General features: G+C 64.7%; 19 protein-coding genes. 12 read left to right on the forward strand and 7 right to left on the reverse strand.

Annotated elements, in window-relative coordinates; genetic code table 11:
• Nucleotides 1-34: 34 nt before the first annotated feature.
• Genes ACSYG9_RS17205 through ACSYG9_RS17215 form a run of 3 tightly spaced genes read right to left on the reverse strand, consistent with a single transcriptional unit; the run spans nt 35 to nt 1437 of the window.
• Nucleotides 35-304: a GlsB/YeaQ/YmgE family stress response membrane protein gene (locus ACSYG9_RS17205; RefSeq protein WP_454839291.1), complete on the reverse strand. Its 270-nt coding sequence runs from the start codon at nt 302-304 to the stop codon at nt 35-37.
• 57 nt (nt 305-361) lie between these two features.
• Nucleotides 362-775 carry a hypothetical protein gene (locus tag ACSYG9_RS17210; protein WP_454842981.1) on the reverse strand — a complete coding sequence of 138 codons (414 nt, stop codon included), beginning with the start codon at nt 773-775 and terminating at the stop codon, nt 362-364.
• Between the two features lie 17 nt (nt 776-792).
• The gene (locus tag ACSYG9_RS17215) at nt 793-1437 is read right to left on the reverse strand and encodes a DNA alkylation repair protein (RefSeq protein WP_454842982.1); all 645 of its coding nucleotides are present in this window, start codon (nt 1435-1437) and stop codon (nt 793-795) included.
• A gap of 151 nt (nt 1438-1588) precedes the next feature.
• Between ACSYG9_RS17215 and ACSYG9_RS17220 the strand changes: the two genes are divergently transcribed.
• Nucleotides 1589-1957 (forward strand): hypothetical protein, encoded by a 369-nt coding sequence (locus ACSYG9_RS17220; protein ID WP_440123688.1) that lies wholly within the window; start codon nt 1589-1591, stop codon nt 1955-1957.
• On the opposite strand, the gene ACSYG9_RS17225 is transcribed toward ACSYG9_RS17220, so the two are convergent.
• Nucleotides 1937-2536 (reverse strand): helix-turn-helix domain-containing protein, encoded by a 600-nt coding sequence (locus tag ACSYG9_RS17225; protein WP_440123689.1) that lies wholly within the window; start codon nt 2534-2536, stop codon nt 1937-1939. The genes ACSYG9_RS17220 and ACSYG9_RS17225 overlap by 21 nt on opposite strands.
• A 48-nt stretch (nt 2537-2584) precedes the next feature.
• Here ACSYG9_RS17225 and ACSYG9_RS17230 point away from each other — a divergent pair, with 48 nt between their 5' ends.
• Complete coding sequence (locus ACSYG9_RS17230; RefSeq protein ID WP_440123690.1) at nt 2585-3427, forward strand: methyltransferase domain-containing protein; 843 nt, start codon at nt 2585-2587, stop codon at nt 3425-3427.
• A complete protein-coding gene (locus ACSYG9_RS17235) occupies nt 3424-4386 on the forward strand; it encodes an NAD(P)/FAD-dependent oxidoreductase (RefSeq protein ID WP_454839293.1) in 963 nt (320 codons plus the stop codon). Before ACSYG9_RS17230 ends, ACSYG9_RS17235 begins: the two co-directional genes overlap by 4 nt.
• Nucleotides 4387-4407: 21 nt before the next feature.
• Here ACSYG9_RS17235 and ACSYG9_RS17240 read toward each other — a convergent pair whose 3' ends face one another.
• Both ACSYG9_RS17240 and zapE read right to left on the reverse strand, forming a co-directional pair.
• Nucleotides 4408-5784, reverse strand: a complete 1377-nt coding sequence (locus ACSYG9_RS17240) for an arylsulfotransferase family protein (protein WP_454839295.1) — start codon at nt 5782-5784, stop codon at nt 4408-4410.
• A 179-nt stretch (nt 5785-5963) separates the two neighbouring features.
• Nucleotides 5964-6986 carry a cell division protein ZapE gene (gene zapE / locus ACSYG9_RS17245; protein ID WP_454839296.1) on the reverse strand — a complete coding sequence of 341 codons (1023 nt, stop codon included), beginning with the start codon at nt 6984-6986 and terminating at the stop codon, nt 5964-5966.
• 41 nt (nt 6987-7027) lie between these two features.
• On the opposite strand from zapE, the gene ACSYG9_RS17250 reads away from it, so the two are divergent.
• The 3 genes from ACSYG9_RS17250 to ACSYG9_RS17260 all read left to right on the forward strand — a co-directional run bounded on the left by ACSYG9_RS17250 (nt 7028) and on the right by ACSYG9_RS17260 (nt 9297).
• Complete coding sequence (locus ACSYG9_RS17250) at nt 7028-7621, forward strand: TetR/AcrR family transcriptional regulator (RefSeq protein WP_454839298.1); 594 nt, start codon at nt 7028-7030, stop codon at nt 7619-7621.
• Nucleotides 7622-7636: 15 nt separating this feature from the next.
• On the forward strand, nt 7637-8176 hold the full coding sequence (locus tag ACSYG9_RS17255) for a hypothetical protein (protein WP_454839299.1): 540 nt from the start codon (nt 7637-7639) through the stop codon (nt 8174-8176).
• 95 nt (nt 8177-8271) lie between these two features.
• Entirely contained in the window at nt 8272-9297 is a 1026-nt protein-coding gene (locus tag ACSYG9_RS17260) for an alpha/beta hydrolase (RefSeq protein ID WP_454839301.1), read from the forward strand.
• Nucleotides 9298-9300: 3 nt separating this feature from the next.
• Here ACSYG9_RS17260 and map read toward each other — a convergent pair whose 3' ends face one another.
• Nucleotides 9301-10071: a type I methionyl aminopeptidase gene (map, locus tag ACSYG9_RS17265; RefSeq protein ID WP_454839302.1), complete on the reverse strand. Its 771-nt coding sequence runs from the start codon at nt 10069-10071 to the stop codon at nt 9301-9303.
• A 71-nt stretch (nt 10072-10142) separates the two neighbouring features.
• Between map and ACSYG9_RS17270 the strand changes: the two genes are divergently transcribed.
• The 6 genes from ACSYG9_RS17270 (at nt 10143) to ACSYG9_RS17295 (ending at nt 12552) form a co-directional block, all read left to right on the forward strand.
• Complete coding sequence (locus tag ACSYG9_RS17270; RefSeq protein WP_440123697.1) at nt 10143-10418, forward strand: helix-turn-helix domain-containing protein; 276 nt, start codon at nt 10143-10145, stop codon at nt 10416-10418.
• 90 nt (nt 10419-10508) lie between these two features.
• Complete coding sequence (locus ACSYG9_RS17275) at nt 10509-10715, forward strand: hypothetical protein (protein ID WP_440123698.1); 207 nt, start codon at nt 10509-10511, stop codon at nt 10713-10715.
• 84 nt (nt 10716-10799) lie between these two features.
• Entirely contained in the window at nt 10800-11303 is a 504-nt protein-coding gene (locus tag ACSYG9_RS17280) for a DUF2505 domain-containing protein (RefSeq protein ID WP_454839303.1), read from the forward strand.
• 138 nt (nt 11304-11441) lie between these two features.
• Nucleotides 11442-11648, forward strand: coding sequence for a hypothetical protein (locus tag ACSYG9_RS17285; RefSeq protein WP_454839305.1), 207 nt, complete (start codon nt 11442-11444; stop codon nt 11646-11648).
• A 100-nt stretch (nt 11649-11748) separates the two neighbouring features.
• The gene (locus ACSYG9_RS17290; protein WP_454839306.1) at nt 11749-12252 is read left to right on the forward strand and encodes an SgcJ/EcaC family oxidoreductase; all 504 of its coding nucleotides are present in this window, start codon (nt 11749-11751) and stop codon (nt 12250-12252) included.
• An 84-nt stretch (nt 12253-12336) separates the two neighbouring features.
• Nucleotides 12337-12552 carry an RNA-binding S4 domain-containing protein gene (locus tag ACSYG9_RS17295; RefSeq protein WP_454839308.1) on the forward strand — a complete coding sequence of 72 codons (216 nt, stop codon included), beginning with the start codon at nt 12337-12339 and terminating at the stop codon, nt 12550-12552.
• The last annotated feature ends 54 nt before the right edge of the window (nt 12553-12606 follow it).

A 12606-nucleotide genomic window follows, 5' to 3' on the forward strand; every position in this document is an offset into this window, starting at 1 on the left:
CCGCACCGTCAGCGGTGTGGCAGGCCCGGTGCCGTCAGCTCACAGACGAACCCGAGCGCCCCTTCCACCAGAACCACGCCGCAGTGACGATGACCGCGCCGGCGATGGAGCCGATGATGCCGCTGGGACGGAAATGGAGGCCGTCCCTTGCGAGCAGACTGATGAGCAGGCCGCCGACGAACGAACCGCCGACTCCCGCAGCAAACGCCAGTGTCCAATCGATTCCGGACGCGGACCTGCCCAGAATGAGTTGTGCACCTGCGCCGACGAGAATTCCGAACAGGATGATCCCGATGATCAGCATTGCCGGAGTATATGCAGGGGATTCATTCCGACGTGGCGATTCTCGACGGGACGCCGACTACGGCACCTGGAATGTGGCGATGCCGGGGGTGATCGGTCCGGCTGCCGTCGAGGTCAAGAGGACGGCGACCTGGCCCGCGCCGGTGTCGATGGCGGCGAATGCCGGAATACCGTTCAGACCGTCCGACAGACGGGCAGAGCCGGATTCCCCGGTCGACAGGTTCACCCATTGCACATCCGCGGAGAGGAGACAGCCCCAGCCGTCTTCCTTCCCACCGGTGATCGTCACGACGCCCGGCTCGTCGCCGACTACCGCGACGCAGCGGACCGACGGAGCGTCGAAACTTCCGTTCGGATTCCCGTAGGGCGCCGGATCGATCTGGAACGGAATGGTCGCGGAGGCCGAAGCCACCCCTGCCGTGAACAGTGCAGATGCGGCGATAGTGGTGGCGAAGACTCCGGCGGCGCGCATCGGGCGCATATACGACCTCACTTGTCGGTTTTCCGGTTCACCATTTCGGTGATCCAGATGGGTGCGAACGGCGACGTACAACCCGGGGAAGCCGGATAGTCCTCGAGGACTTTCAAGCGGTTGCCGATATCGAGGGCCCGCACGCGATACTCGGCGTGCTCGATCCCGATCTGGGCCAGGCAGGTGTTCATGGCCCACTGCAAGCGTTCCGGGGCATCCTTCATCTGCCCTTCGATGGTGTCCAGCAGGCCGGCGAGATCGACACTCTCGGGTTTCTTCACCACACGTTCGGCAGTCAGGGCCCAACCCGCACTCGCCACGACCGGATCCGGATCGTCGAACCACAGCACGCGCAACTCGTCGGCGTGCGGGCTCTTCTTCACGATGTAGTTGACCAGCCAATCCTGGACTTTGGGTACGCGTGCTTCCCGCAACATCGTGTCCAGGGCGTCGCGCGTGAACGCTTTCGGCCGACCGATGAGGATTGCGAGCAGTCTCGCCGCGCTGTCGCCGGTCTCCCAGAGTTCCTCGGCGAGCTCCTGCTGGACCTTCAGCCTCTTGGCGATCGCGCGCAGCTGGGTGAGATTGACGCCGTGGTCGTCGCCGTGCTTGACGTTCACCTCGCGGATCTTCGGGTTCTCGAGTTCGGCCAGTTCGGCCATCAACTCGGCCACTGTCGGCGGTTCCGTCGTTGTTCCGGCCACCGTTGACTCCGTTCTCTCGATGCTTCGGGAATCACACTACGTGCGTCGCTCGCGGCTTCATCGCGTTACGCTGCCACCGAACGCAATTCGGGGACTATGGGGGCGTACGGTGAATCGGGACGAACTTGCCCGGGTAGTGCTCGGGCTCGACAGCGTCGGGTGCGCGCTCGCCGCGGTGGCCGTGTCGGTCGACGAGCGGATGGCAGGATCGGTCGATCCGTCGCGCCGTGGACGTGTAGCTGTTGCTGTTGCTCTGGGTGCGACCAGCGTCGTCCTGGGTCGCGCAGCTGTTCGTCGTCCGGTTCGAGACCGCGACCTCGAGATCGCCGGGGCGGTCAACCTGGGCTGGGTGGCAGCATGCTGCGTCGGATTGTCGCGAGCACCGTCGAGACTGGGGCGGACGCTTCTCCTCACTACCGCGCTCTCCGATGGGTTCGCGGCGATTGCTCAGTGGGCTCTACGAGCGGGCGCCCGCTGACCTCTCGTTGCCGTGCAGGTGTGCGCGTTCCCCGTTGTGATCGAGGATCGTGAGGATTTCGACGACGCCCTCGTGGGCACTGATCGCGTGCGGGGTCATCGTCGAGAACTCCGCGGCATTGCCTTCCTGGATGAGGATGGTGCGCTCGCCGAGTTGGAGGCGAGCTGTGCCGCTGAGGACCGTGAACCATTCGTGCCCGGGGTGGACCGGTAACGTGTCGGTGGGGCGGGGGTGTTCGTTGGTGATGCGCATCTTCGCGATGGTCACCCCGTTGAGGGAACGTTCGCGGGAGAGCAGCCACGTGGTGAAGCCGGGGGTGTCGCACGGTTGCGGTCTGATCACCACATCCTGGTCGTCGTCGGATTCGACGAGATGATCGATCGTGGTGTCGAGTGCGCGGGCGATAGGAACCAGCTGGTCCAATGCGATTCTGCGACGGCCTGTTTCGATGCGACTGAGGTTCGAGGGGCTGATGTGGCAGCGGGTGGCCAGTGCATCGAGTGTCCATCCGCGCGCCAGGCGGAGGCTGCGGATCCGTTGCCGAACAATCTGGTCCAGATCGACATTTTCTTGCTCCATAGGCAATATGGTATGCCGAAACTGCATTTATGGCTATAGCGTGAAGGCATGCATCAACACAGTCATCATCAACCGCACCGGCACAGCGACTCCCCGGCAGATCTGCTGGATCTCGATGCGGAGGTCCATAGCGAATATCTGAAGGACCTGGTCGACTGGGTCGCCGATCGAGTCGATCCCCGTGTGATCGTCGATGTGGGCGCCGGAACAGGGACCGGTACGCGCGTTCTCGCCGCACGATTCCCGGAAGCAGAGGTCATCGCCGTCGATCGGTCGCCGGAGATGCTGGCTCGCATCCGCGACACCGCCGACCGTCACGACGTGCGCGGGCGGGTGACGACCGTCGAGGCGGACCTCGACGCAGGCTGGCCGGCCGTCGACTCGCCCCATCTCGTGTGGGCGGCGTTGTCATTGCATCACGTCCAGGAGCCCGACACCTTCCTGAGGGAGCTCCACGATTCGCTCGATCCCGGCGCTCTTGTGGTGGTCATCGAAATGGAATCCCAACCGCGGTTCCTTCCCGACGACATCGGGATCGGTACGCCGGGGCTCGAAGCACGTGCTCACGCGCTGGCCGGTGAACGCGGATGGAACAACCACCCGGATTGGACCGGCGACCTCGAACGTGCCGGCTTCGACGTCGAGGCCGTGCGTCGCACCGAAATCGACCTCGATGGCACTACACCGACGGCACGTACCTACGCCCGAACGGTGTTGGGTAAGCTTCGGCACGGACTTGAAAACGGCTTGTCCGCAGACGATCTCGAAGTTCTGGCACAGCTGAGTTCGAACCACGGACCCCACTCGGTGCTCAGCAGGAACGACCTGAGAGTCCGTGGGCACCGCACCGCATGGGCAGCAAGAAAACTCGACCTGGGAGTGAACCGATGAACTCGAAAACGGAACCGACCGCTCCTGCTCACTACGACGTCGTCGTGATCGGAGGTGGCGCAGCGGGATTGAGCGCCGCAACGGCGCTTGCCCGTTCACGGCGCTCGGTGCTCGTCGTCGATGCCGGGCAACCGCGCAACGCTCCGGCCGAGGGTGCGCACAACGTCCTCGGCCAGGATGGCGTTCCACCGCTCGACCTGCTCGCGGCCGGGCGTAAGGAGGCGAGCGGATACGGGGCGGAAATACGCGTCGACACCGCAGTATCGGCGCGGCACACCGGCGGTGCACTCGAGGTGGACCTCGAAGAAAGTGGACCCGTTCGCGCGCGACGCCTCATCCTGGCATCAGGGCTCGTCGACGAGCTTCCCGACCTGCCCGGCGTGCAGGAGATGTGGGGGAGGAAGGTGCTCCACTGCCCCTACTGCCACGGATGGGAAGTGCGCGATCAGCGCGTCGGCGTGATCGGGACGAGCCCGATGAGTGTCCACCAGGCGCTGCTGTTCCGGCAGCTCACCGCCGACGTCACGCTGTTCACCCACGCGATGCCGGAGCTCGACACCGACGCGACCGAACAGCTTGCGGCACGGCAGATCCGCGTCGTCGCTGCGACCGTTTCGGGACTCCGGGAAGAGGGCGATACCGGTGTCACCGTCGTACTCGACGGCGCTCCGGAGGCCGAGTTGGACGCGGTGGTGGTTGCCCCACGATTCCACGCCCGGGCAGACCTGTACGAACAGCTCGGTGGAACCATGACCGACCACCCGCTCGGGGCCTTCATCGATTCTGATCCGATGGGCAAGACCGAGGTCCCCGGAGTTTGGGCTGCAGGCAATGCGAGTGACCTGTCGGCGATGGTGATGGTGGCATCGGGGGCAGGTGTGATGGCCGGTGCTGCGGTGAATGCAGACCTCGTCATGGAAGACGTCGCTGCCGCGGTCGACGCACGGGCCGGACGGTGACGACACATCGCCGGACGTGCGTCAACGCGAATCCGACGCTTCGACCGTCTCGGAAACGCCCACGACCACACCTGCTTCGTCGAGCGCCTCAACGGTGACGAATACCGGGGACGCGGTATCGGTGTAGCCCGAGTCATCAGAGATGGTGGCAACGGTCTCGAAACCTGTTGCGTCCGCGTCGGTGACACGGGTAGGGCCGTCCGCTTCGGGTCCGGAGCTGATGCGCCACGCGGCGACCTCGGTGGCACCGTTCCAGCTCATCGCGACCTCGATCGGTCCGGATTCCACGGAGTCGTCCCGGTGGGCAACGACCGACGGCGGCTCGGCCGGCGTTCCGGTCCAATCGAACAGGTGCGCGCGGTACGAATACATGCCTTCGGGTAGGGATGCGTGCCACAGGACCGCCCCGTCCGCGCCGAATTCGGTGGCTGTCGGAACCGAACCCCAGCCCACGAAGCTGTGGCCGTTGGGCAGCACCTGGTGGTTCGCCTGCGTGGCGCTGGTGACCGGGTCGGGGTTCTCGAATGCTCGGATGGTCCGAGCCGAGCGGTTCTGTTCGTCGAGTTCGAGGATGAGCGCTCGGGAGGGCCTTCCGGCATTCTCGTCGTCCGACACATTGTCGAGCAGACTGATCCGCCCGTCCGGGAGCCAGCGGGCATCGTGCTGCCACGCGAATCGGGCATCGTCGTCGAGTGCGAAATCACTGTGTGGGCCGCCAAGGCGCCACAGGACGTCACCCGAATCTCGGTCGATCTTGTACAGCGCGTGGGTGTGTCGAGCGGACAGCAGCAGGTTTCCGTCGCTGTCCTCGTCGACGGAGTTGATGTGGAAGTAGTCATAGTGCTCTTCCGGGTCGTCCGGCTCGGACACCATCGATTCGGACGGATCGATATGGTCGAGACTGTTCCACTCGAAAAGTACTGCACCAGTGCTGATATCGATCTCCTGGACGATCGCCGACAGGAACGGACGCCCGCGGCGTTCTCGGGCGTACGAGGTGAGCAGCGCGGTGTCGCGCGGTGTGATCACCAGATCGTGGAAATCGGCCGCGTGTCCGTTTCCTGCACCGACAGATGCGATGTGCCGGTACGCCGAGTCGAGGATCCAATAAGTGCCTTCACCCCAGCCGATGCCGGGCGACGTGCCCTCCCAGAAGGTGAGCACCGACTCTCCACGGTAGGTCTGCACGTCGATATCGTTGACGTACGTGTCGCCACTGGGATCCTCGTGAGGCATCACCCACAGCGGGTTGCCCGCGCGATCCACGATCAGCAGCCCGGTGTCCGGACCATCCTCGCCCTGATCGTGGATCCGCGGGGTCAGGAACACGAGCCCGTCCCGGTCCGTCGGTGTCGTCAGTACGTCGACGACCGGTGGGGTCAGATCGGGGCGCGACATATATTGGGACGCCTGGTGCTGAGGGCGGTCTTCGACCGGGCTGGGAGGAGAACCGTTGTCCGCGGTGCAGCTTGCCAGGATCAGGCAGGTGGATACGGGGATTGCCCAGCGCACTGCTCTGCGCACCGTGGATCACCGTCCTCTGGTGGGTAGGACTGTGGTAAGTGCTGACCGTGAGTTTACGTATCGGATCGTGGCTCGGCCACCGTCGGCAGTGTGGCGAGTCGGCCGAGTCGGCTCATGATTCGCTCGATGTCGTGGGGGAGGAGCGCGCCGTCGATGAACGCGCCCAGTGGGACCGTCGAGATGAACGTAGTGGCGATGTCGCGGTCGTAGAGAACGTCGACGACGTTCGCGAAACGTTGAGCCGGTTCCCGACCTGCGGCGCGTAGGTCGGGGATCTCGCTGATGACCCAATGTCCGAACTGCTCGGCCAGGGCGAGATAGTCCGACGGCGCGGTGGTGTCGACACACAGGTCGGAGAAGCCGATCCAGAGTGCCGCGCCGGCACCGCGCCGGAGACGGATGGGGTGGCCGGTCGGTGCGACTGTCACTGCTTCGTCCGGCCGGGGGTGCGGAGGTGCGGAGTCCGGTGCGGACCACGAGCCGGCAGCAAACCCGGTGTCGTGACTCGGCACCGTGCGGTAGTCGACGGGACCGTCGACCGCCACGACTGTCAGATGCTGTTCGATCAACTCGATGGTCGGCACGAAATCGTCATGGAACAACGGATTCGGCATGAGGGACCGCGGTGGATAGTTCGACGTCAGGACGACTGTGACGCCATGATTCAGGAGTGCGGGAAGCAGGCGCGAGAGGAACTTGCCGTCGGCAGGATCGTGGACGTGGAATTCGTCGAAGCACACCACATCCACTCCGTCGAGCAGCTCGTCCAGAGCGGCGGCGAGGTTGTTTCGGTGGCGTCGGATGGCGCGGTGCAGGTTGCGGAAGAAGTCGTGGAAATGGACCCGACGCTTGCGGTGGGTGGGCAGTGCATCGAAGTACATCGACATCAGCCGGCTCTTGCCGCGTCCGACCGGCCCCCACAGGTACACGCCGCCTTCGGCGGACGAGAGTTCGAGTGCGGCCTGTCGCTGCGCTGCATCCAGGGTGATCCCGAGTTTCTGTGCGGCGGAGTCGAATACCTCAGGATCCACCCGGTGAGGTCGGACTGTTCGAGCTGTCCGGCGAAGCCATCCCATGACCGATACTCTACTATCGTAGAGCGTGGAAGGATGGAGACATGCCTCACCGATCCTCGCGTCGCGACCTCATCTGTGACGCTGCCCTGGATCTCGTTGCAGAGGGTGGAAATCACGCGCTCACACACCGAGGTATCGACACCCGGCTCGGACTCGCGCCCGGTTCCACTTCGTACTACTACCGAACCCGCCAGTCGTTGGTCGCCGCCGCGATCGCCCACCTGGCACGGCGTTCGCGCGAATCCTTCCGTGCTGCGTTGCCCGAAGCGCCGCCCCGGTCGGTCGAGGAGGCCAGTGCACTGATCACCGACCAACTCGACACGCTGATCGTGGACCGGCGCCGAGACGTTCTCGCCAGGTACTCGTTGGCGGTCGACGCATCCGGGAACGACGAATTGCGTGCAGCGCTGGCTGCGTGTCTCTTTTCACGTCCCGCCGCAACCGTTTTGATGGATTCACTGGGAGCCGGAGATCCGGACGGTGCAGCGCGCGACCTGATCACTCTGCTCGAAGGAGTGGTATTCGATCTCACGTACGGGTCGCGGGCGCTCGCCGCCGACGCTCGGTTCGCCGAACATCGGCAATCGGTGCAGCGGGCCATCGCGCTCTGGATCGGCGCGCTCTGTCACCAATAGCCCTAGCATCGGAGGATGACCACAGCGCGACAGGTGCGAAAGGCAGCGCTCTACCTCCGCGAGGTGGAGGAAGGGACACGGTCTGAAACGATCACCTTTTCGGTCCGGGGCAAGGTCTTCGTTTCGATCACCGACGGCGGTGTCGTCCAATTCCGGCTCCCCGAGGAGATGATTGTCGATGCGCTGGAACGTCATCCGTCCGGTGAGCGGCTCGTGCAGCGGGGCGCCGTGATCGGATTTCGGATGCCGCTCGCCGAGATCGATGGGCAGGATCTCAACGGGTTGGTGCGTCAGGCGTGGATTTTCCGGGCCCCGAAACGGCTGGCCGCCGCATCGGTCGAAGCCGACACTGGAACATTGCCGTCCCACAGCGACCTGCCCACATCCATCGGGAAGCCCGCGACACGGGCCCTGCTCGGCGCTGGGGTGGTGACGCTCGACGATGTCGCAGCCCGTTCGAAGGCCGAGCTCGCAGCGCTCCACGGTGTGGGTCCGAAAGCGCTGCGGATCCTTGCGGAAGTGCTTCAGGAGCGAGGTCGGGGTTTCGTGTCCTGAATGCGTCTACCGGCATTCGGACGAATCTCCTGTCATGATCGAGTGGCGTGGGTTACGAACCCCCACAAGGTCGGACTCACGACAGGGAGACTGCGATGACAGCCGAGCGAAGTGCGGCTCGACGTCCGCGACGGCACATTCTGAGGTGGATCGTGGTTGTTCTCGCGTTGGTGGTGGTGATCGCGGTGGCCGCGTTCGTGCTGAGTCCGACCCCCGGTGCTCTCGTCGTCAGGGCCGTATTCCATCGAGATGCCGACAGGCTGACGACGAACCTCGCGGAGGGTGCGCCAGAAACCGATCTCGTCGCCGACGTCGCGTACCGGAGCAACGACCCCGACGCGTATCTCGCCGTCTATACGCCGACAGGGACGACGGAGGCGCTTCCCACGATCGTCTGGACCCACGGAGGCGCGTGGATCTCCGGGAACCGCAAGAACTACGCCGGGTACTACCAGCGGCTGGCCGATGCCGGGTTCACGGTGGTGTCCGTCGGATACTCGCTCGCGCCGGAGCACCGCTACCCGATCGCGGTCCACCAGCTCAACGACGCGCATGCGTACCTGCTTGCCCACGCCGAGGATCTCCATATCGACCCGGACCGGATCGTGCTCGCAGGTGACTCCGCGGGTGCTCAGCTCTCGGCGCAACTCGCCGCAGCGATCACGACGCCCGCCTATGCGCAGGAGCTCGCGCTGGAACCGGCACTGCCTGCGACTGCACTACGTGGTGTGGTGCTCAATTGCGGCATCTACAACGTTCCTGCGATGGACGGTGCGGGTGGACTGATCGGGTGGGGGGTGCAGCAGGCGTTGTGGGCGTATACCGGCGACCGTGACTTCGCGGCGTCCGAAGCAGCGCGGCAGATGTCCAGCCTGTTCGTCGTCACGGAGGACTTCCCGGCGGCATTCATCAACGGCGGCAACGCCGATCCGCTCACCGTCAGGCAGTCGAAACCGCTGGCCGCCAAGTTGTCCGATCTCGGCGTCACGGTCGACGAGGTGTTCTACCCGGACGACCACATCCCTGAACTGGGGCACGAGTACCAGTTCGACCTTTCGCTTCAGGACGCCCGCGACGTCCTCGACCGCACGATCACCTTCGTCCGCAAGGTGACGGCATAACCGTCACGCGGCGGGGAGCGTCAGGATCTGCGCGGCGTCCTCGGTGATCGCGATGGTGTGTTCGCTGTGCGCGGTGCGTGATCCGTCCGCCGACCTGATGGTCCAGCCGTCCGGGTCGTACACGATCTTGTCGGTTCCCGCTGCGAACCACGGTTCGAGCGCGAGGGTCAGACCAGGTCGGAGAATCAGGCCCCGTCCTGCCCTGCCCGTGTTGGAGACGTGTGGATCCTCATGCATGGTGCGTCCGAGGCCGTGCCCACCGAATTCGGTGTTGACCGGGTACCCGTATTCGGCCGCGACCGCGCCGATGGCAGCGGAGATGTCACCCAGTCTGTTGCCACGCCGTGCGGCGGCAATGCCTGCGTCGAGCGCTTGCTGCGTTGCGTCGATCAACCGGAGGTCTTCGTCCCTCGGAGTTCCGACGACGATGCTGCGCGCCGAATCGGCGACCCAGCCGTCGATGGAGACCGCGATGTCCATACTGAGAAGATCGCCGTCGCGCAACGTGTAGTCGTGGGGGAGTCCATGCAGCACGGCGTCGTTGACGGACAGGCAGATGACGTTCCGGAACGGGCCTCGCCCGAACGAGGGAGAGTAGTCCCAGTAGCAGGACACCGCGCCACGCTTCGCGATGAGCTCGCGGGCTCGGTCTTCGAGATCGAGGAGGTTCACACCGGGTAAGGCCCGGTTCGAGAGGTCGGTGAGCAAGTCGGCGATGAATGCGCCCGTAACGCGCATTGCGGCAACTTCTCCCGGGGTCTTGAGCTCGAGCATCAGTAGTCCTTCTTCTGGATGACACCTAACCTTACCGGTATTTTAATACCAGACGGTGTAGAGTCATGCGTATGGTTCGTCTCCCGCTCACCCCGGAGCAGCTCGCCGCAGGACGACGCCTCGGTGGCCGTCTGCGCGCCGCGCGTGGCGCGCGCACTCTCGCTGAAGTCGCCAGTGAGGCGGGAATCTCTCCCGAAACTCTCCGTAAGATCGAAGCGGGCCGGATGGCAACCCCCGCTTTTGCGACCGTTGCTGCATTGGCGCAGGTCCTCGCGGTGTCCCTCGACGAACTCGCGGTACTCGCGCTCACTGTTCCAGGCGAGGAATCGGTCCGGCCGGCCGGGTAGAACCCGGCTATTCGCGTTTGAACAGTGCTGAGCCGGGGAACACACTGCCTCGAACCCTAGGTCGTATGAGTCGGAAATGGGGACGAAACGATGGTCACGGCAACACCCGTACGGATCGACACCGCGAGTCGAGAGCAGGCTCTGACGGAGAGCAAGGCGGCGGGAGTGGTTCTCCTGGTGATCATGGTCGTACTCGGTGGTCTCGCGGTGGCCTTCGTCGCGGGCTCTCCGCTCCTCGGGGCAGCAGCAGCCGCTGCAATGGGTGTCGGTGCGCCTGTCCTCGCCGCGCTGTTGTGATCTCTTTCGAGTACGGTGAGCGGGTGGCGCGCGGGCGGTGATCCCGTGGCGGAGCTGTGATGCCGGCGGGCTATTGTTCCCGCCATGTCGAAAGCATTCACCTTCACCACCGAATTCGAGCACGGCGTCGACGCGATGCACGCCGCGCTGACCAGCGAGGACTTTTGGAAGAGCCGCGGCGGAGCAGACGCCGAAGGCAGCTCGATCGCAGTGACCACCCCCGGCGGACCCGGAACGATTCGTGTCGAGATCACCGGCCGGATGGATCCTGCAGGGCTACCTGCCGTCGTTCGCGGGGTTCTTCGCGGCCCGCTGGAAATGACCCGGACGGACGAGTGGAGTGCGCTGGACGGTGGTAGCGCGCAGGGTGCGATGGCCGGAGGGTCCTCCAGCCTTCCCGTCACCATTTCAGGGCGCTCCGAACTGCGTCCCTCGGCGTCGGGCGGATCGGTCGTCGAGGTCACCGGTGAAGTCGGGGTCAAGATTCCGGTCGTCGGCGGTCAGGTCGAAGGTCTCGTCGTCCAGATGGTGGAAAGCATCGTCAAGGCCGATGAGAAGGATCTGAACGACTGGCTCGCCGCGCACTGACGCGCCGAGGGGGTCGCTCAGGCGGCCCCATCCTGTCGGGTCTCGTTGTCTGCCGGCCGGGCCCGTACGGAATTGTGATCTGCGACACGCCGTGATCGGTCGTTGCGGGTGTGGCGTAGTGCGAGCAGTATGCGGGCCATGTCGGCACCGTGGGATGACGATGGCGGCTTCGCTTGGGAACAACGCGAAGCCGGGCACACCTGGGATCAGATCGGCGCCGAGCTCGGATGCCCCGCTCACGTGGCGCGCGAGCTCGGAGAGCGGCACCACGCGGAATTCACAGCGTCGGCACTGCGCGATCAGCTCCCGTTGTTCGACCTCTCCGGTGGAGGTGGTCCCGAATGACGTGACCCGGGGGCGGAAATGGGTATTGTCCCGGATGTCTCCCGGGCGTACGTCGCGCACAATCGACATCGAGAATCTCCGGCAGCTGAAGGAGTTCGCAATGTCGAAACTGCGAAATGCGTTGTCTGTATGCATAATCGGAGCATCCGTGCTCCTCGCCGGTGTCGCAACCGCAGGCGCCGCGCCACCGTCGGCGGCGCAGGAACTCGCCTCCGACCTCCAGGCGATCGAAGACCTGCGGGTGCGTCAGCACGACGCGTGGAAGAACGGTGACGGCGCGGCATACGCTGCGATCCACACGCACGACGCCGATGTGGTGACCTTCAGCGGCGACCTGTTGCACGGCCATGATGAGATCGCGTCGGGTATGCAGTACTTCTTCGACACCTATGTCGGCGGTACCGAACTGAATCAGGTCTCCGAGACCATCGCCTTCCCCCGACCCGACATGGCGATCATCATCCGCACCGGATGCGTGCTCTGGAACGGTGAGACGGAGTGCACCGACGAGGCGTTGTCCCGTAATACGAGCGTCGCGTTGAAGTCCGACGGGCAGTGGCTGATCCGCTCGTTCCAGAACACCCGTCTCGATCCGCTCTTGTAGTGGTCAGTGCAGTTCGTTGCGAGTTCATCTGAACATCACCGGGCGGTGACCGTGTTGATGCATTGCACGGCGACCATCGATCACATGCAGGCACTCGTGCCCGACTCGCTGTTCGGCTTCCTCCAGGAAAGTGGTTTGGCCACCTCCGGAGGGGAAGCCGCGGCCCTTCTCATGGAAGGCGCTGTGTGCGTCAACCACAGTCCGGTACGGAGTCCGCGAAGGCGGCTGCAAGCGGGCGATGTGGTGTCGGTGTCGGGTAGCCGCATGGTCGCGGTGTACGGCGCAAAGTCTCTCTTCTGACACTTTTTCAAAGCGGTATGCGACTCTCCACCCTCGGGAAACGCGCAGGTGGTC

The sequence above is a fragment of the Rhodococcus sp. SJ-2 genome (assembly GCF_053750035.1).